At 70.3% G+C, this 18,743-nt stretch carries 19 protein-coding genes; 13 read left to right on the forward strand and 6 right to left on the reverse strand.

All coding sequences use genetic code 11. The annotated features are described in order from the left end of the window. The first annotated feature begins 123 nt into the window (after positions 1-123). The 8 genes from DFR74_RS37645 to DFR74_RS17970 all read left to right on the forward strand — a co-directional run bounded on the left by DFR74_RS37645 (position 124) and on the right by DFR74_RS17970 (position 8,174). Entirely contained in the window at positions 124-480 is a 357-nt protein-coding gene (locus DFR74_RS37645; protein ID WP_084537875.1) for a sporulation protein, read from the forward strand. Further along, a complete protein-coding gene (locus DFR74_RS17940) occupies positions 413-976 on the forward strand; it encodes a sporulation protein (RefSeq protein ID WP_170160773.1) in 564 nt (187 codons plus the stop codon). The genes DFR74_RS37645 and DFR74_RS17940 overlap by 68 nt, the downstream gene beginning before the upstream one ends. A 180-nt stretch (positions 977-1,156) precedes the next feature. Continuing rightward, a complete protein-coding gene (locus DFR74_RS17945) occupies positions 1,157-2,680 on the forward strand; it encodes an ABC1 kinase family protein (RefSeq protein WP_067511117.1) in 1,524 nt (507 codons plus the stop codon). A 220-nt stretch (positions 2,681-2,900) separates the two neighbouring features. After that, complete coding sequence (locus DFR74_RS17950; protein WP_067511118.1) at positions 2,901-4,463, forward strand: alkaline phosphatase D family protein; 1,563 nt, start codon at positions 2,901-2,903, stop codon at positions 4,461-4,463. Between the two features lie 174 nt (positions 4,464-4,637). Then, a complete protein-coding gene (locus DFR74_RS17955; RefSeq protein ID WP_067511119.1) occupies positions 4,638-5,912 on the forward strand; it encodes an FAD-binding oxidoreductase in 1,275 nt (424 codons plus the stop codon). Positions 5,913-5,983: 71 nt separating this feature from the next. Next, on the forward strand, positions 5,984-6,565 hold the full coding sequence (locus DFR74_RS17960; protein WP_147265848.1) for a hypothetical protein: 582 nt from the start codon (positions 5,984-5,986) through the stop codon (positions 6,563-6,565). Beyond that, positions 6,562-6,870 (forward strand): transcriptional regulator, encoded by a 309-nt coding sequence (locus DFR74_RS17965; protein ID WP_067511121.1) that lies wholly within the window; start codon positions 6,562-6,564, stop codon positions 6,868-6,870. Before DFR74_RS17960 ends, DFR74_RS17965 begins: the two co-directional genes overlap by 4 nt. Positions 6,871-7,673: 803 nt before the next feature. Beyond that, a complete protein-coding gene (locus DFR74_RS17970) occupies positions 7,674-8,174 on the forward strand; it encodes a nucleoside deaminase (RefSeq protein ID WP_067511122.1) in 501 nt (166 codons plus the stop codon). A gap of 37 nt (positions 8,175-8,211) precedes the next feature. On the opposite strand, the gene DFR74_RS17975 is transcribed toward DFR74_RS17970, so the two are convergent. The 3 genes from DFR74_RS17975 to ctaC all read right to left on the reverse strand — a co-directional run bounded on the left by DFR74_RS17975 (position 8,212) and on the right by ctaC (position 10,485). Further along, the gene (locus DFR74_RS17975) at positions 8,212-8,859 is read right to left on the reverse strand and encodes a GntR family transcriptional regulator (RefSeq protein ID WP_067511123.1); all 648 of its coding nucleotides are present in this window, start codon (positions 8,857-8,859) and stop codon (positions 8,212-8,214) included. A gap of 83 nt (positions 8,860-8,942) precedes the next feature. Continuing rightward, a complete protein-coding gene (locus DFR74_RS17980; protein ID WP_067511124.1) occupies positions 8,943-9,359 on the reverse strand; it encodes a cytochrome c oxidase subunit 4 in 417 nt (138 codons plus the stop codon). 13 nt (positions 9,360-9,372) lie between these two features. After that, positions 9,373-10,485 carry an aa3-type cytochrome oxidase subunit II gene (ctaC, locus tag DFR74_RS17985; protein ID WP_084537877.1) on the reverse strand — a complete coding sequence of 371 codons (1,113 nt, stop codon included), beginning with the start codon at positions 10,483-10,485 and terminating at the stop codon, positions 9,373-9,375. Between the two features lie 371 nt (positions 10,486-10,856). Between ctaC and asnB the strand changes: the two genes are divergently transcribed. Continuing rightward, entirely contained in the window at positions 10,857-12,800 is a 1,944-nt protein-coding gene (gene asnB / locus DFR74_RS17990) for an asparagine synthase (glutamine-hydrolyzing) (protein ID WP_067511125.1), read from the forward strand. A gap of 95 nt (positions 12,801-12,895) precedes the next feature. On the opposite strand, the gene DFR74_RS17995 is transcribed toward asnB, so the two are convergent. Beyond that, positions 12,896-13,864 (reverse strand): carbohydrate kinase family protein, encoded by a 969-nt coding sequence (locus tag DFR74_RS17995; protein WP_067511147.1) that lies wholly within the window; start codon positions 13,862-13,864, stop codon positions 12,896-12,898. Between the two features lie 118 nt (positions 13,865-13,982). Further along, on the reverse strand, positions 13,983-14,324 hold the full coding sequence (locus DFR74_RS18000; RefSeq protein WP_067511126.1) for a HesB/IscA family protein: 342 nt from the start codon (positions 14,322-14,324) through the stop codon (positions 13,983-13,985). Positions 14,325-14,510: 186 nt separating this feature from the next. Between DFR74_RS18000 and DFR74_RS18005 the strand changes: the two genes are divergently transcribed. After that, positions 14,511-15,182: a DUF3043 domain-containing protein gene (locus DFR74_RS18005; protein ID WP_067511127.1), complete on the forward strand. Its 672-nt coding sequence runs from the start codon at positions 14,511-14,513 to the stop codon at positions 15,180-15,182. A gap of 57 nt (positions 15,183-15,239) precedes the next feature. Here the strand turns inward: DFR74_RS18005 and DFR74_RS36025 are convergent, their stop codons facing one another. Then, a complete protein-coding gene (locus DFR74_RS36025; protein ID WP_157115855.1) occupies positions 15,240-15,401 on the reverse strand; it encodes a hypothetical protein in 162 nt (53 codons plus the stop codon). Between the two features lie 86 nt (positions 15,402-15,487). Here DFR74_RS36025 and DFR74_RS18010 point away from each other — a divergent pair, with 86 nt between their 5' ends. From DFR74_RS18010 to cobT, 3 genes are all read left to right on the forward strand, one after another. Next, entirely contained in the window at positions 15,488-16,462 is a 975-nt protein-coding gene (locus tag DFR74_RS18010; RefSeq protein ID WP_067511128.1) for a helix-turn-helix domain-containing protein, read from the forward strand. Positions 16,463-16,950: 488 nt separating this feature from the next. Then, the gene (cobU, locus tag DFR74_RS18015; RefSeq protein ID WP_232331812.1) at positions 16,951-17,499 is read left to right on the forward strand and encodes a bifunctional adenosylcobinamide kinase/adenosylcobinamide-phosphate guanylyltransferase; all 549 of its coding nucleotides are present in this window, start codon (positions 16,951-16,953) and stop codon (positions 17,497-17,499) included. Positions 17,500-17,633: 134 nt separating this feature from the next. Continuing rightward, complete coding sequence (cobT, locus tag DFR74_RS18020; RefSeq protein ID WP_067511129.1) at positions 17,634-18,707, forward strand: nicotinate-nucleotide--dimethylbenzimidazole phosphoribosyltransferase; 1,074 nt, start codon at positions 17,634-17,636, stop codon at positions 18,705-18,707. The last annotated feature ends 36 nt before the right edge of the window (positions 18,708-18,743 follow it).

An 18,743-nucleotide genomic window follows, 5' to 3' on the forward strand; every position in this document is an offset into this window, starting at 1 on the left:
AGATCGCTCGTGGCCACGGGAGATCGTCCTTCGCCCTGACACGAAATCCACTCGCGGACAACGAGATACCCCCGCGTCTGCTTGCGCAGCAGGTACTGTGTCGGCGAAAAAGAAGGTTACTTCATGGTGTTCAGGAAGATGTTGGCGGCGGTCGGTGTCGGGCGCGCCGAGATCGAAGTCGAGATGTTCGCACCGCAGGTGCGGCCGGGCGACGTTCTCGAGGGCGTGATCCGGCTGACCGGCGGGCTGATCGGGCAGGACATCGATTGCGCCGGTATCGAATTCGTCGCCGGAGCCGACGTCGAGCCCGAGCAGCCGGGCCTGCTGGATCGTGCCGAGCAAGCCGAGTACGCCGCGACCTCCGGCCCGGCCGACCTGGTTCGAGAGCATCGTCGACGACGCCTCGGGCGGCGTGGCCGACGACGATGTCTGTTTCGGCAGCAACGTCGTGCACGGTCCGCTGCATCTCGACGGCGGTGACACGCAAGAGCTCCGGTTCACGGCCGGTGTGCCGTTCGAGACACCGATCACCCATCACTACGGTGGGCCGCTGCCCGCCATCTCGGTCGCGCTGCGCGCCGTGGCGGCGATTCCGTCCGCGGCCGACGCGAACGTGACCGTCCCGCTCGTCGTCGCGGCGACACCCGCCCAGGACGCCGTTCTCGAGGCGGTCGGACGTCTCGGATTCCCGCTGCTCGGCACCAGCGTCCGCGCGGGCTCGGACCTCGGCGGTCTCACGCCGGCGATCCAGCAGATCCGATTCGGAGGTTCACCGCAGTTCCCCGGGGCGGACCTGCTGTCGCTCTCCTTGCAGCCCGGATTCGACGTCACCAACGCGTACGTCGTCATCGGCAGTGAAGGCGCGCTGACCAGCCCCCGAAGCAGACCGGGTCATTTGCGCGTCGACCACAACCGCATCCACGGTGTGGACTCGGCACGCGAGCTGCACCACCTGATCAGCGGACTGTCGCGCTGATCGGCGCGGTGCCGGGAGCGTCCGCACGCTCGCCGCGCCAGGTGCGTGGATCGTGGTCGAACCGGTCGGGTCGCTCCGTCACCTTCGCGCGGCGGGGCGGGTTGGTAGCCTTGTTCCGCACGACGCCGGTGCGCGATCGCGGGCAGGGGCGGTCGGCGTCGGCGTCCGAGTGAGGTGAGCATGGTCCGCCGCGACAACGACGGTCGAATCCTGAAGCTGCCGAGGCGTGTCGACGCGGGCGGCGATCCGCCGACGGGCGGCTTCGCCCGCACCACGCGGCTGGCCGGTCTGCCGGTGGCGTTCGCGGGCCGCCGGATGGCCGGGGCGGGCAAGCGCATGCTCGGGCGTTCGGCGGAGGAGATCGACCGGGATATCCAGGCCAGGACCGCACAACACCTGTTCGAAGTGCTGGGGGAACTCAAGGGCTGCGTCGCCAAGCTGGGCCAGTTGATGGCGCTGTACGAGCTGGCGCTGCCCGCCGATTTCGCCGCGCCGTACCGGGACGCGCTCGGCCAACTCCAGGATTCCGCCCCCGCGATGTTGCCGCCGATGGTGCACCGCGTGCTGGCTCAGCAACTCGGCCCCACGTGGCGCACCCGGTTCCTGGAATTCGAGGACCGCCCGGCCGCGGCCGCCTCGGTGGGGCAGGTGCACCGCGCGGTGTGGCACGACGGGCGGCGCGTCGCGGTGAAGATCATGTACCCGGGCGCGCGCGAGGCCGTGCTGAGCGACTTGCAGGCGTTGCGCCGGATCGCGCCGCTGTTCACCGCCCTGCTGCCGGGCGCGGATTCCCGCGCCGTGATCGAGGCCCTGTGCGCCTACATCGGCGAGGAACTGGACTACGAGCTGGAGGCCGCGCACCAGCGCGCCTTCGCCGCCGCCTACGCCGACGATCCCGATTTCGTGGTGCCCGACGTGGTCGCGCGGATCGGCGACGTCCTGATCACCGATTGGCTGGACGGCGTCTCCCTCTCGCGGGTGCTGGGCCAGAACCAGCCGCTGGACCGCGACCGGGCGGGTCTGCTGGTGCTGCGGTTCCTGCTCTCCGGCCCGGTCCGGGCCGGACTGCTCTACGGCGACCCGCACCCCGGCAATTTCCGGATCATGCCCGACGGGCGGCTCGGCGTGGTCGATTTCGGCGCGTGCGCGCCTTTCCCGCCCGGCTACCTCGACGCGCTCACCGATATGGCGCGCGCGATCCTCTCCGAGGACCCGACCGATATCGAAGCGGCGATCCGCAGGCGCGGCTACATGGAACCCGATCGCGCCGTGGACATTCCGCGCGTGCTGCACCAGCTGGCCCCGATCCGCGACGCCATGCTCGACCCCACCTTCCGCATGACCACCACCTGGCTGCGCAAACGCGTCTCGGCGACCGTGGATCTGCGCCTGTCCAACGTCATCCGCCAGCTCACCATGCCCGCCGAGCACACCCCCATGCTGCGCACCTTCCTCGCGGGCATCAGCGTGATGTCGCAACTCCAGCCGGAACTGCCCCTGCGCGAAGAATGCAACCGCTGGTTCCCCGACGTCATCGCTGCCCTCGGACTCGACGACCTCCCTCCGGCCACCAAGCCCCTGCCCGCCTTGGCTTCGATGGAACTGCCTCTCCCCCAAGGCAATCCGCCACCGCCACGCCGAATCTCGGCCGTGCCGAACATTTCTCACGATTCCGCCGTGCCACGGCCGGACGACGATCGCTGACGGCGAACCGCGCGAGCCGATTCCGCAGCCCTCCGCCTGGCACCGCTATGTGCCGCAGAACTCGACGGTCGTTCCGCATCGGCCGCCACCCTCACTGAAAGCGAACGGCGGTTCCCACCGCGCGCCACGAGTTCGCTCGCACCACCCGCCGACCCGGAGTTGGCCAACAGTCCAGCACACGTTCACATCGCATTGGGATTGCTGGGCCAGGGTGGCGCGCATGGTTCACAGCGGTTCTGCATTCGGTATCTCCCGGCGCACGCTGTTGCGCGGGTCCGCGGTCGGGCTGGTCGCCGGTCCGGCGCTGGTGGCGTGCGGGTCGGACGACGGGCCTGCGTTGGTGCGGGCGCGGCCCTCGCTCACCCACGGCGTGGCGGTGGGCGATCCGCGCGTCGACGGCGCGCTGATCTGGGCGCGGTCGGATCAGCCCGCGACGCTGATCGTGGAGACCTCCGCCACCGAATCCTTCACCGACGCACGGCGATTCACCGGCCCGCAACTCACCCCCGACAGCGACGGCACCGGACGGGTGCGCCTGTCCGGCCTGCCCGCGGGCCAGACCGTGCATTATCGCGTCACGCTCGAAGGCGAGGACGGCGCCACCTCCGAACCCGTCACCGGCGTGTTCCGCACCGCGCCCGACAGCCCGTCCGACATCAAGCTGCACTGGTCGGGCGACGTGGCCGGCCAGGGCTACGGCATCAACCCCGACCTCGGCGGCATGACCATCTTCTCCACCATGGCCGCCCGCGACCCGCACCTGTTCCTGCATTCCGGCGACGTCGTATACGCCGACGGCCCGCTGAAGGAATCGGTCACGCTGCCCGACGGGCGGGTGTGGCGTAACACCGTCACCGAAGCCAAGAGCGCGGTCGCGCAGACCCTCGACGAGTTCCGCGGCCAGTACGCCTACAACCTCAGCGACCAGAACTACCGCGCGTTCAACGCCTCGGTGGCGCAGCTGGTGCAGTGGGACGACCACGAGGCGGTGAACAACTGGTACGAGGGCGGCACCGTCGCCGCCGACAAGGGCTACACCGAACGCGATATGAGCACGCTCGCGGCGCGCGGCTGGCAGGCGTTCCACGAGTGGATGCCGCTGGATCCGCGCGAGGCCGTGGACGGCAGGCTGTTCCGCAAGGTCTCCTACGGCCCGCTGCTGGACGTGTTCGTGCTCGACATGCGCACCTACAAGGACGCGAACGGCGCCAACACCTCGCCCGACGGCCGCATCTTCGGCCCGCAGCAGACGCGGTGGCTCATCGACGGGCTGCGCGATTCGCGCGCCACCTGGAAGATCGTGGCGAACGACCTGCCGCTGGGCGTGATCGTGCCCGACGGCAAGACCGCGTTCGAAGGCCCCGCCAACGCCGACCCGGGTGCGCCCTCGGGCCGCGAAACCGAGATCGCGCAGGTGCTTTCGGCGATCAAGGCGAACCGGGTGACGGGCGTGGTGTGGTTGACCGCCGACGTCCATTACACCGCCGCGCACCGCTACTCCCCCGAGCGCGCCGCGTTCACCGACTTCGACGAGTTCTGGGAGTTCGTTTCCGGACCGCTCAACGCGGGCGCGTTCGGCCCCAACGACCTCGACGCGACGTTCGGCCCGGAAGCGGTGTTCGTGCACGCCCCGCCGGAGCCGAACACCTCGCCGCTGGACGCGACGTTCCAACACTTCGGCGAGGTGCTGATCGACGGGCGCTCGGCCGAACTCACCGTGAACCTGTGCGACGGGACCGGCGCGGTGTTGTTCACCCAGAAGCTGCCCGCACCGGGACGGTGACGTTGGGGCCGATGCGGACACCTCGAGAGGTCGCTCGCGGCACCGTGCAGACCGTCCGGTTCGACCCCGATCACACCGCATCGCCGCAGGTCGGAGGGGGTGGGTGACGGGAGTGAAAACGGGGACGAAGTTCGGGTGCACACCACCGCCCGGACTGTGGTTAAGTGTCGTGCCATGAGCACGCCGCAGTCTGTCTCCTCCGAAGAATATCTCCCCCGCGACACGGCGGATGTCGTTCGCACAGTGCGGGATTCACGGGGTCGCTCGGAGCGGTTGACGGTCCGCGGCGGCGAACCGCTCGAGGACGGACTCGGCCTGCCCGATCCGCGGGCGGTGGTCTCGCTGCGGCGGATGAACCAGGTGCTCGACATCAACCTGGGGCGGCGCACGGTGCGGGTGCAGGCGGGCGCGAAGCTCTCCGACATCGACCGCAGGCTCGGCGCGCACGGCCTCGGCCTGCCGGTCGTCGGCGACCACCGCGACATCACCGCGGGCGGATTCGCCTCCGTCGGCGGCGTCAGCAGCGCCTCGCACCGCTACGGACTGTTCATCGACCAGATCGTGGACCTCGAGTACGTGGACACCGACGGCCGCATCGGCACCTGCGGGCGCAACCACCACACCGAGCGCTTCCACCGGATCCTGGGCGCGGGCGGGCGCGCGGGGATCATCACCGCGCTCACCCTGGACGCGATCGATATCGACAAGGACCACACCTGGCTCACCACCGAGGCCGACCGGTTCCTCGACTTCGACTCGTTCGTCGAGCACGCGCACACCGAGATCGTGCGCCCGCGCAACGCGGCGCTACAGGTGGGCCGCTGGGTCGACACCGCACCGCTGAAGGTGGCGCGGCCGGTCGGCACCGGGCACGTGCAGCTGGGGACGGTGCGGTTCGGGCAGTGGTCGAGCCTGTATCCCACCACGCCCACCCGGTCGCTGCGCGCTCGTCGCGAGGTGGGTGCGCGCACGCGTAAGTCGTTGGGCGCCATCGCCTCCCACGCGGGTGGTCGCGCGGGCATGCCGGTGCGCAACGCCGCCGCGGGCGCGCTGATGTTCGCGCCGAAGGTGCTCACCCTGCGCGACGCGGAGTACCTGGCCGACACCGTGATCAGCTCCTCGGAGCGCGGACCCGCCTACCGCGTGGGCGTCTTCGCGCCGCTGTCCACGTACGGGTCGGTGTTCTACCGGCTGCACGACCTGTTCTCCGGGCACCGGGAACGCACCGGCTGCTTCACCGTCATCTCCGCGATGACCTACGGCGTGCGCTCGACCTACCTGCGCGCCGAAGCGGCCGCCCGCAACCTTCCGGCCGAGGACCACGGCCTCATCACCTTCACCTGCCGCCTGCGGCCGTCGGCCCTGCCCTCCGAACTCCTGCGCGACATCGTGTCGGGGATCGACGAGATCTGCGCGTCGGAACACGCCATGCGCTACGACACGGCCTGATCGGAACCGGTACCGCACCGAGATGTGGGCGCCCTTGACGCGCCCTCACTTTGCGATGCAAAGTTGAAGGCATGAACTCTGCATCGCAAAGTTATCCGGATGCCGAGCGGGCGCGGCAACTCGTCGGCGATATCGAAGACCTCACCGCCCGCGGGTGGCGGATGGCGTCGGCGGCCTGGTTTCCGCTGCTGTGCGTGGCGGTGACGATCCTGGCGTCGGTGCCCGCGGGCATCCTGCTCGAAGGGCGGGGCAGCGTGGGGCTGTACTGGCTGTTCGTCGCGCCGCTCACCGCGGTGGCGTCGGGCTGGTACTTCGCCACCGGCCGCACCCAACTGCCCGAGATGCGCGGCCTGGTGCTGGGCGTCACGGGCCTGGCGATGCTCACCGGCACCTTGCTGCTCGGCCTGTTCATCGACGGCGATTGGGGATTCGCCGCGCCGTGGTTGACGATCGGCATCGGCTTCGCCGTGTTCGGTGTGGCGATGCGCTCGGTCACCCTCGCCGTGGTGGGCGCGGTGAGTTTCGTCGCCGCGATCGTCGTGACGCTGACCGACCCGGCCGACGGCTACGTGATCCTCGCCCTGGCGGTCGGCGCGACCGCCGCCCTGGCGACCTTCGCCGAACTGCTCCACACCGATCCCGCCCGCCGATGAGCGATCCGCACCCGACCGTCGGGCTCGACGACACCGTCCACCAGCGCACCCGCCTGGGCATCCTCGCCCTGCTGCGCAGCGGCGTGTCGATGGAGTTCGGCGCCCTGCGCGACACCCTGCACCTCACCGACGGCAACCTCAACCGCCACATCAAGGTCCTCGACGAGGCCGGCCTCATCGAAGGCAGCCGAACCACCGGCCGCGGCCGCCCCCGTACCTGGTTCACCATCACCGAAGCCGGCCGCGCCGCCCTCGACACCGAACTCACCGCCCTGCGCGCCCTCATCGCCGCCGCCGAGGAGTGAAGGGGCGCGGACCGCTCACACCGGCGCACTCATCGCGCGCCGACGAGCGGGTGGTGCCGGACCGATCGCGCGCACCGACCGGCGGCAGGCCCGAACCGAGATCGCCCGCCGCTCACGCGGATCACACTCCTTGTCAGATCACCCGCGGCGAGTCCGCGGGTGGGGAATGTGAGGGCGCGACGCTGTGTGAGAGGGCGCCTATCGGTAGTCAGCGAGGCGGACCGGCGCGGACGGTGGTCGCTGTCGGCACGAGTCGGTTCGCGCGGGCAGCCCTTCGTCACCGACACCGCTTGGCGGACAGTCGGTCCCGGTCGGGCTGGTCTCGGCGACGGCCAAGGGCCGAGCCGCGGTCCGCACAGTTCGGGGTTCGCACGGACGATTCGCCCCGTCGACGCTCCACCACACGGACCACACACCTCCGATGCCGCCCACCGCACGGACGAGCCCCAGCCGCGTCGACCTCGTCTTCGGTCCGAGGTCGGCGGACCGGGCGCGCCCTCGGGACTCTCGGACGTCGACGACCCGGCCGACACAGGCGCCGACACCGAATCCGATACGACCGATTCCCCGCACGCACCGACCGCCGCGGCAACCGCGACGAGAACTACAGCAGCACGGCGACCACGCGACAGCGTCGCACCGACGAGAGAAGGTCTCACTGGCCAACTCCTTTTGGTATGCCATTTCAGCGTGCCCAGACCAACGGACACCGGCAAGTCGCAGTACCAATCGCCCGAATCGACGCCGCCTATAGGTCAGAATCCGAATAATTGGCATACCAAAAGAGGGAGTAGCCTGAACCCATGCCCGACCACACCCACCTCACCGACACCGACCACGCCCACCTCCGGCGCTGCGTCGACCTCGCGCGCGAAGCCCTCGACGCCGGCGACCAGCCGTTCGGCTCCGTCCTCGTCGACGCCGACGGCCGGGTGCTGCGGGAGGCGCGCAACCGCGACAACACCGTCGACCACACCCAGCACCCGGAATTCGAACTGGCGCGGTGGGCCGCCGCCGAACTACCCCCGCAGCGCCGCGCGACCAGTGTCGTCTACACCTCCGGCGAACACTGCCCGATGTGCAGCGCCGCCCACGCCTGGGCCGGCCTCGGCCGCATCGTCTACGTCGCGAGCTCCGCTCAGCTCACCGAGTGGCGCGCCGGCTGGGGCGCCCCGGCGAGCCCGGTCGCCGCCCTCCCCATCAACGCCATCGCGCCGCACATCCCCGTCGCGGGCCCCGACCCGACCCTCACCGACGAGATCAAAGCCCTCCACGCCCGCAGCCTCGGCCTCCCCGAGAACTGACCTACCGGCCCCTCCCCGCTCCCTGCCGGAGAACCCCCTACTCCCCCACCCCTTCCCGCCCCGCCGCCAACTCCCGACTCGTCTCCACATGCTTCGCCGCCAACCGCGCCGCCCGCTCCCCATCCCGCGCCGCGACCGCCAGGAACAACTGCTCGTGCTCCTCCGCCACCAGCAGCAGATCGTCGTGCTGCGCCAATAACCACCGCATCCGGCTGCGCAACGTCCGCTCCAGCTCACCGAGCAGTTCGTTCGCGGCCAGCTCCACCACGATCTCGTGAAAATCCGCGGCCGCCCGTCGCGCCCCCACCGCGTCACCGGCCCGCGCCGCCGCCCACTCGTCGTCCAGCCGGGCGCGCAACCGGCGCAACCCTTCCCGGCTCGCCCGCTCGGCCGCCAACCGGAACGCCATCACCTCGAACGCCGTGCGCACCTCGTACAGATCGGAGATGTCGGCGGCGGTGAACTCCCGCACCACCGCCCAGCTGCGCGGGCGCGGCGTCACCAGCCCCTCGGCCACCAGCTCCCGCAGCGCGTCGCGAATCGGCAGGCGGCTCACGCCCAGTTCGGCGGCCAGCTCGCGTTCGATCAGCTTGCTGCCGGGCCGCCGGACACCCTCGATGATCTCCCCCCGCAACCGCCGGACCACCCGCCGCGACTCGGGCTCGAACACCTCAGCGCCACTCATGGCCGACAGTCTGACACGCCCCCGCACACACGAGAACGCCCGGCCGGAAAGGGGTTCCGGCCGGGCGTTCGCGAGAATTCGGATCAGTGCTTCTCGGGACCCAGGTGGTACTCGAACACCAGGCCCGCGGCGGCGACGATCACGCACACCACGCCGACGGCGATCAGCCAGGGCTCGAAGAACGCCAGGCCCAGCGCGGTGACCGAACCGGCGGCCGCGAGGGTGATCGGCCAGGGGCTGCCCGGGGAGAAGAAGCCCAGGTCGCCCGCGCCGTCGACGATCTCGGCGTCTTCGTAGTCCTCGGGACGCAGGTCGAGGCGGCGCGCGATGAACCGGAAGTAGGTGCCGACGATCAGCGACAGACCCGCGGTGAGCACGATGGCGGTGGTGCCCGCCCACTCCACGCCGGTGCGCGACTGCGCGGTGAAGAAGGCGTAGACGACGCCGACGAGGATGAAGAACACCGTCAGCAGTTCGAAAATGCGCGCTTCGATCTTCATGTCGGATCAGTCCTCACTTGCTCTCGGGCGCGCTCTTGGCCGAGCGATCGGTGTTGAACGGCTGGGTCGAGATGGAGACCGGCGACTCGCCGATCGCCTCGAGCGCCTGGGCGTTGGTCAGACCCGAGCGTCGCGCGTCCAGATACTCGGTGAACCGCTCCGGCGACACCGCCCTGACCTCGAAGTTCATCATCGAGTGGAAGGTACCGCACATCTCGGCGCAGCGGCCGACGAAGGCGCCTTCCTTCTCGATCTTCGTGATCTGGAAGACGTTGTCGGAGTTGTTCTCCTTCGGGTTCGGCATCACGTCGCGCTTGAACAGGAACTCCGGCACCCAGAAGGAGTGGATGACGTCGGTGGCGGCGAGCTCGAACTCGATGATCTTGCCGGTCGGCAGCACCAGGACCGGAACCTCGGTGGAGGTGCCGACGGTCTCGACGGTGTTGTACTTCAGGTAGGAGAGGATGTCCTGCTCCGGCTTGCCGTGCACCGGGCCGGGGTTCGGGTGGCCTTCCGCGTCCGTGCGCTTCTGGTAGCCCTCCAGCTGCGCCTGCGCGGCCGCCTGGCGGTCGGCGTCGACGCCGTCGAACTGGTAGCCGTCCTTGAAGTCGACGGTGCGGTAGCCGAACTTCCAGTTCCACTGGAAGGCGGTGACGTCGACGACCACGTCCGGGTTGTCCACCTTCTCGTGGACGTAGTTCTGCACCACCACGGTGAAGTAGAACAGCACCGCGATGATGACGAACGGGATGGCCGTGTAGGTCAGCTCGAGCGACACGTTGTAGCCGGTCTGGCGGGGGAACTCCGGGGAGTCCTTCTTCTTGCGGTGGAACGCGATGGTCCAGAAGGTCAGGCCCCAGACCAGCACGCCCATCGCCAGCGCGGCGATGACGGACCAGGTCCACAGCTCCCGCATCCGGGTGGCCTGCGGGGTGACACCCGAGGGCCAGCCGAACCGCAGCCAAACATTGTCGATCGAGCAGCCCGAGACGAGCAGCGCGGTGATCCCCAAGGACACCGCCAGCCCGGCCCGCCGAAGGATGCGGCCCTGACCCCGTACGGGTCGTGCCCCGATCTCTTCGCTCGCCTTGTGCGCCACGCTCACGCCTTCCTGGTCGCCACACATTCCGACAGTGTGCCGCCGCGAGCCGTGATCCGCCCCGGCGACACTTTCAAGCACATGTCAGGGCGTTCCCGGCACCGCGTGCGCCACCTGAGAACGACCTGAGTACTACGCAGCGTAGACCAAACCGGCGCCCGGTTCGCCGCCGGGTCACGTTCGACACTCCGCGCGAGCCGATCCCGGCGCGAACACCGGCGCATCCGCGCTGGATACGGTGGGCCCGAGGCGGATAGACCCCCTATGCGGCATACTCGGACGCGATATTCCGGCCGCGCGGCGCGCCGCTCGCGTGCGCGTGCGCCACGCACCATCCCGCAGAACATTTCCGGACGCCGACGCGGCGTCCCGACCGGAGAGACGAGGTTGCCGACACCGTGTGCGGACTGCTCGGATTCCTGACAGCTGACGCGGCGACATCCGATGTGGTCGACCAGGTGTACGACGCGCTGCACTGCATGCGCCACCGCGGCCCGGACGAGCGCGGAACCTGGCACGACGACCACCTGGTCTTCGGCTTCAACCGCCTGTCCATCATCGATATCGAGCATTCGCACCAGCCGCTGCGCTGGGGTCCCGCCGACAACCCGCAGCGCTACGCGCTGACCTTCAACGGCGAGATCTACAACTACATCGAGCTGCGCGAGGAGCTGAGCGCCGCGCACGGCGCCGAGTTCGCCGACGGCGCGATGTTCGCCACCGAGGGCGACAGCGAGACCATCGTCGCGGCCTTCCACTACTGGGGCGCCGACGCGGTGCGCCGCCTGCGCGGCATGTTCGCCTTCGCGATCTGGGACACCGAGACCGGCGAGCTGTTCCTGGCCCGCGACCCGTTCGGCATCAAGCCGCTGTTCCTGGCCACCGGCCCCGGCGGCACGGCGTTCGCCAGCGAGAAGAAGAGCCTGCTGGACCTGCTGCCCGCGCTCGGCCTCACCGACGATCTGGACCCGCGCGCGCTCGAGCACTACACGGTGCTCCAGTACGTGCCCGAGCCCGAAACCCTGCACAAGGCGATCCGCAGGCTCGAGTCCGGCACCTACGCCGTGGTGCGTCCGGGCGCGCGGCCCGAGATCACCCGCTACTTCCGCCCTGAGTTCCCGGTGCGGGCGTTCACCCCCGGCTCCGAGGCCGCTCGCTACCGCGAGATCGCGCAGGCCCTCGAGGACTCGGTCGCCAAGCACATGCGCGCCGATGTCACCGTCGGCTCGTTCCTGTCCGGCGGGATCGACTCCACCGCCGTCGCCGCGCTGGCCATGCGCCACAACCCGAACCTGATCACGTTCACCACCGGGTTCGAGCGCGAGGGCTACTCCGAGGTGGACGTGGCCGCCGAGAGCGCCGCCGCGATCGGCGCGCGCCACGTGGTCAAGGTGGTCTCCCCCGCCGAGTTCGCCGCCGCCATCCCCGAAATCGTCTGGTACCTCGACGATCCCGTGGCCGACCCGGCGCTGGTGCCGCTGTATTTCGTGGCGAAGGAGGCACGCAAGCACGTCAAGGTGGTGCTGTCGGGCGAGGGCGCCGACGAGCTGTTCGGCGGGTACACGATCTATCGGGAGCCGCTGTCGCTCAAGCCTTTCGAGTACCTTCCCGCCGGGCTGCGCAAGCTGGCCGGGCGGCTGTCGGATCGCATCCCCGACGGCAAGCGCGGCAAGAGCCTGCTGCACCGCGGCTCGCTGACGCTCGAGGAGCGCTACTACGGCAACGCCCGCAGCTTCAACGATGCCCAGCTGCGCGCCGTGCTGCGCGAATTCCGGCCCGAATGGACCCATCAGGACGTCACCGCCCCGATCTACGCGCAGTCGCGCGGCTGGGACCCGGTGGCGCGCATGCAGCACCTCGACCTGTTCACCTGGCTGCGCGGCGACATCCTGGTCAAGGCCGACAAGATGACCATGGCCAACTCGCTCGAGCTGCGGGTGCCGTTCCTGGACGCCGAGGTGCTGCGGGTCGCCGAGCAGATCCCGTTCGAGCAGAAGATCACCAAGGACACCACCAAGTACGCGCTGCGCCAGGCGCTGGAGGGCATCGTGCCCCCGCACGTGCTGCACCGCGCCAAGCTGGGATTCCCGGTGCCCCTGCGGCATTGGCTGCGCGGCACCGAACTGTTCGACTGGGCGCAGGCGCAGATCGCCGACTCCCAGACCGATCACCTGCTCGACAAGGCCGCCATCAAGACCATGCTCGACGACCACCGCGCGGGCCGCTCCGATCACAGCCGCCGCCTGTGGACGCTGCTGGTGTTCATGGTCTGGCACGGCATCTTCGTGGAGAACCGGATCAAGCCGGAGATCCAGGAGCCGGTCTACCCGGTCAGCCTGTAGCGCCAGCGAGACGGCGAACGCCCCTTCGTGTCCGGTCACCCGCTCTGGAGAGAGTGCGGCTCGGATTCGAAGGGGCGTTCGCTCGTCTCAGGTGCTTACAGCAGCGGCTTGATATCGGCGGCCGCTTCGGCGCCGTAGGCGGCGGTGAGGCGTTCCAGGGCGTCGTCCTTGTTCAGGGTCCACTCCTGGGTGCCCATGGTCTCCAGCACCAGCACCGCCACCAGCGAACCCAGCTGGGCGGAGCGCTCCAGGCTCAGCCCCGCGGTGTGGCCGGTCAGGAAGCCCGCGCGGAACGCGTCGCCGACGCCGGTGGGCTCGACCTTGGTGCGCTCGGGCACCACGCCGACGCGCACCTCGGTGCCGTCGCGGTCCACCACCAGCACGCCGTCGGCGCCCAGGGTGGTGACGCGGATGCCGACCCGTCGCGCCACCTCGGCCTCGTCGAGCCCGGTCTTCTGCAACAGCAGCGCCCACTCGTACTTGTTGGTGAAAAGGTATGCGGCGCCGTCTATCAGGCGCACGGACTGGTCGCCGTCGAGACGGGCCAGCTGCTGGGAGGGGTCGGCCGCGAACGGGATGCCCAGTTCCCTGGCCTCCTCGGTGTGGCGCAGCATCGCCTCGGGATCGTTCGCGCCGACCAGCACCAGGTCGATCTGCTTGCGCTCGGCCAGCTCGGCCAGGGAGATGTCGCGGGCCTCGCTCATCGCGCCCGGGTAGAACGACGCGATCTGGGCCATGTCGTCATCGGTGGTGCAGACGAAGCGGGCGGTGTGGGCGCGGTCGGAGACGTGCACCACCGAGCAGTCCACGCCGTGCTGTTCCAGCCAGGCACGGTAGTCGGCGAAGTCGGCGCCCACCGCGCCGACCAGCAGGGGTGTGCGATTCAGCACGCCCATGGCGAAGGCGATGTTGCCCGCGACGCCGCCACGGCGGATCTGCAGGTCGTCGACGAGGAAGCTCAGCGAGACGTGGTCGAGCTGATCGGCCAGAAGTGCCTCGGCGAACCGACCGGGGAAGCGCATGAGGTGATCGGTCGCGATGGACGCGGACACGGCGATGGACACGAGAGCGGAGTCCTTCAACGGTAGGCGGCAGACGGAAGAGAGCGGAGATCGAAACCCCCGCTCTCACCGTAGCCGATGCACCACCGCGCCCGGGCCGGTCCGGCCGGGCGAACACGCCTCAGTTGAAGGAGTCGCCGCAGGCGCAGGAGCCGGTGGCGTTCGGGTTGTCGATGGTGAAACCCTGCTTCTCGATGGTGTCGACGAAGTCGATCGAGGCACCCTGCACGTAGGGGGCGCTCATCCGGTCCACGGCCAGCGTCACGCCGCCGAAGTCGACGGTCAGGTCGCCGTCGAGGCTGCGGTCGTCGAAGAAGAGCTGGTAGCGCAGGCCGGCGCAGCCACCCGGCTGCACGGCGATGCGCAGGGCGAGGTCGTCGCGACCTTCCTGGTCCAGCAGGGCCTTCGCCTTGGCGGCGGCGGCATCGGTCAGAGTCACACCGTGGGTGATCGTCTCGGTCATGAAGTCTCCTCGAGGACAGCGTGGTCAACCCGTGAACTGCACGGCTCGTGGGTCAACACCGTCGGGCGGGCTGCTATTCCCCATCTTGCCACTCCCCGGCCGTTCGCGGTCAGCCGACCTCACGGTTCCGTGTCGGCGGGGCGGCCGCGTTTCCGGCACGTGGCGGGATCGAATAGCCTGGTTGCTGTGAAGTTGTTCCGTCGCGGCGAGTCCAGCACCACCGACGCGATCGCCGACACCCCGGCGGACGCGGAGGGCGGCTCGACCGCTACCACCACCAAGACCACCCAGACCGCCACCCCCGGCAAGGGCAGGCCCACGCCGAAACGCCGTGACGCGGAAGGCAAGCGGCGCGGCCCGGTCGCGCCCGCCCCGCTGACGGCGAAGGAGGCGCGGGCCCGGCGCAAGGCCAACCGCGGCAACAAAGAGGAGCGCAAGGCGGCCGCCGCCGAGCGCAGGCTCGCCACCCAGGAGCGCCGCGCGCGCATGCTGGCCGGGGAGGACAAGTACCTGCTGCCGCGCGACAAGGGCCCGGTCCGGGCCTACGTGCGAGATCTGGTCGACGCCCGCCGCAACCTGGTCGGGCTGTTCATGCCGATGGCGCTGGTGCTGATCATGTCGATGTTCGCGGCGCCCGGCCTGCAATCGCTGGTGACACTGATCATGCTGGTCATGATGCTGTTCATGGCCGTCGAGGGCGTGATCCTGGGCCGCATCGTGAACAACCGGGTGCGCGAGCGCTACCCCGACACCACCGACACCGGGTTCCGCCTGGGCTGGTACGCCTTCGTGCGCGCCTCCCAGATCCGCAAGATGCGGGCGCCGAAGCCGCGCGTGAAGCCCGGCGAAGCGGTCTGAGACCTGCCCCGAACTCCCCGTCCGTGACATCGATCACGGGCGGGGAGTTCGGCGCTTTCACCGGTGGTGGGAGATGGCGTCGAGTTCGGCGCGCAGGCGCTGGGCATCGCGGTCGACAACGTCGGACGAGCCGGCGTGGCCTTCGATCCTGGCGAGCAGGACGCCGACGGTGACAAGGAAGGCGAAGATCAGGACGAGGGTGACGATTACTCCGAACATGGCAGTAATTTTTCGCTCGTTGAATTACCGCCGAAAGTGGCAGTAGAGCCATTGTCCGTAAAGATCCGGCCAGCTACGCTGGGACGATGTTGTCCAAGGTCGCGGTGGTGCTCTACGAGCGGCTCGCCATGTTCGAATTCGGCGTCGTGTGCGAGGTGTTCGGCCTGGACCGCACCGCCGACGGGCTGCCCGGTTTCGACTTCAAGGTCTGCGGGGTCGAACCCGGAAAGCCGTTGCGCTCCACCACACCCGGCGTGTCCGTCACACCGGACCACGCGTTGGACGAGCTCGTGCGGGCCGATCTCGTCGCGGTGCCCGCGGCCCCCGCGTTCGCCGTCTCCGAAGGGCTCGACATCCGCATCGTCGAGGCGGTGCGCGCGGCGTCCGACGCGGGGGCGATCATCCTGACCGTGTGCTCGGGCGCATTCGTCGCGGGCGCGGCCGGGCTGCTCGACGGAAGGAAGTGCACGACGCACTGGCGCTATGTCGACCGGCTCGCCGAAATGTATCCGCAGGCGACCGTGGATCCCGACGTGCTGTTCGTCGACGAAGGCAACCTCATCACCAGCGCGGGCACCGCGGCCGGGATCGACGCGTGCCTGCACCTGGTGCGCCGGGAGATCGGCAGCGCCGCCGCCAACGGCATCGCCCGCCGCATGGTGGTGCCGCCGCAGCGCGACGGCGGGCAACGTCAGTTCATCGAACGCCCGGTCGCCCAGTGCTCCTCCGACGGGCTCGCCACCACGCTCCAGTGGATGAACGAGCACCTCGACCTGCCGCACACCGTGGACGAACTGGCCGCCCGCTCGAACATGTCCACCCGCACCTTCGCCCGCCGCTTCGCCGCCGAGACCGGCACCACCCCGGTGAAATGGCTCACCAACCAGCGCGTCCTGCACGCCAAACACCTGCTGGAGGACACCGACCAGGGCCTCGAGCAGATCGCCTCCCGCGCCGGCTTCGGCTCCGGCGCCCTCCTGCGCCACCACTTCCAGCGCCTGGTCGGCATCTCCCCCACCGAATACCGCCGCCGCTTCGGTCGGGCGATGTCGGGGTCCTGAGCGTCAGGCCGCACGGCCGACTGGCTCCCGGTGAACCCGTCCCGTCAGCAGCCGGAGCCGGACATCGGCGGGTTCGATCGCGTGCGGCAGGTCGTACCGGTTGACGTGGTCGAGGGCAGTGGCGGGTGGGTCTGCCGCCGAGCCGGGCGACTATCTCGCTCCGGCGCACGGTCACAGCGCGAGCCGCCCAGGGACCGGCCCCGTGTGCATTGTTCTCTCGCCGGTCCATCCCCGGCCGAAAATCCACGTCTCCCGACCTTCGGACCCACACCATCACGCCGGACAGCCGTGGTCCGACATGCTCGCCCAGCGAGACCGGAAGGTGGCGTGCCGACCTGCACAGCCCGCCGCCGGACCGGGGCTGCGATGGCCAGGGCTGTTCAGGTCGCCGACTTGGTGGCCGTGGTGGAACCTCGATCGCCGGGCACGAGCCGCTGTTCGTGCGCGGTGATGCCGACGTCGGGCCCGCTGTTGGTACCGTCACGCGGGTGTCCGCAGATTCCTCTGGTGCGCGTCCGAGGCGGACGCTGGTGCTCGGCGGGGCGCGGTCGGGCAAGTCCGCGTATGCCGAGAGGCTGGCGGAGGAGTCGGGCGCGGTCCGCTACGTGGCGACGTCGGTGCCCGATCCCGCCGATCTCGACTTCGCCGAGCGCATCGCGCGGCATCGGGAGCGCAGGCCCGCGACGTGGTCGGTGGTCGAAAGTGCCGACGCGGCGGCCGTTCTCGCCGACGCGACGCCCGGCGCGACGCTCGTCGACGATATCGGCACTTGGCTCACGGCCCGCATCGACGCCCTCGGGGCGTGGGAAGCCCCGCGCGGCACCGTCGCGCCCGACGCCGACGCACTCGCCGCCGCCGTCGCGGCGTACGCGCACCGCCTGATCCTGGTGAGTCCGGAGGTGGGGATGGGCGTCGTCCCCGCGACGCGCTCGGGCCGGCTGTTCCGCGACGAGATCGGCATGCTCAACCAGCGTTTGGCCGCCGCGTGCGACGAGGTGGTGCTGGTGGTCGCGGGACTTCCCCTGCGCCTGAAGTGATCCGCACCCGACACGGACGGGTGGGTGCGCCCCGCCGCGGACCGGCCGGGCAAGATTGGGCGCGGTGTTGCTCGCGGCGGACCGGCCGCGCCCCGCGGAGGGCGCCGCCCCCGCCCGACCGGAGAGGCTCGACAGTGACAGACGGATTCGGACCGGTTGCCGCCCCCGACGCGCAGATCCGCGCGGCCGCCGAACAGCGGCAGGCGCAGCTGACGAAGCCCGCCGGGGCGCTGGGACGGCTGGAGGAGCTGGGCAACTGGGTCGCCGCCTGCCAGGGTGTGTGCCCGCCCGCGCAGTTCCGCCGCGCCCGGGTGGTGGTGTTCGCGGGCGATCACGGCGTGGCCGCACACGGCGTCTCGGCGTATCCGAGCGAGGTGACCGCGCAGATGGTCGCCAACTTCCTGAGCGGCGGCGCGGCGGTGAACGCCCTGGCCGCGCTGGCCGGCGCGACGGTGCGAGTGGCCGATATCGCGGTCGACGCCGACACCGATCCGTCGATCTCCGCGCACAAGGTGCGCCGTTCCAGCGGCGCCATCGACCGCGAGGACGCCCTGTCCGACGACGAGGTCGCCACCGCGCTGGCCGCCGGGCGAGCCATCGCCGACGAGGAGATCGACGGCGGCGCGGATCTGCTGATCGCGGGCGATATGGGCATCGGCAACACCACGCCGGCCACCGTCCTGATCGCCTCGCTCACCGACACCGAACCGGTGGTCGCCGTGGGGCGCGGCACCGGCATCGACGATGCGGGCTGGTGCCGCAAGGTCGCGGCCGTGCGCGACGCCATGCGCCGGGCCCGCCCGGTGCTGAAGGATCCGGTCGATCTGCTGCGCGTCGCGGGTGGCGCCGACCTGGCCGCGATGGCCGGCTTCCTCGCCCAGGCGGCGGCGCGGCGGACGCCGGTGATCCTGGACGGCCTCGTCGTCACCGCCGCCGCGCTCGTCGCGGAGGACCTGGCGGCCGGTGCGAAGGCGTGGTGGCTGGCCGGGCACCGTTCCACCGAACCGTCCCACAACCTCGCCCTGAAGCAGTTGCGCCTGGAACCGCTGGTGGACCTGGAGATGCGCCTCGGCGAAGGGTCCGGCGCCCTCACCGCCCTGCCCATCCTCCGGGCCGCCGTCGCGGCACTGGCCGAGATGGCGACCTTCGGCGAAGCGGGGGTCAGCACCAAGGACGCCGAACCGGCCGCGCCGAATTTGCGGAAATGAATTCCACGGCCGGCGCCCCGCTCGAATGCGGTTCGC

Origin of the sequence: Nocardia puris, assembly GCF_003315035.1 — a bacterium.
Classification (GTDB): Bacteria; Actinomycetota; Actinomycetes; order Mycobacteriales; family Mycobacteriaceae; genus Nocardia; species Nocardia puris.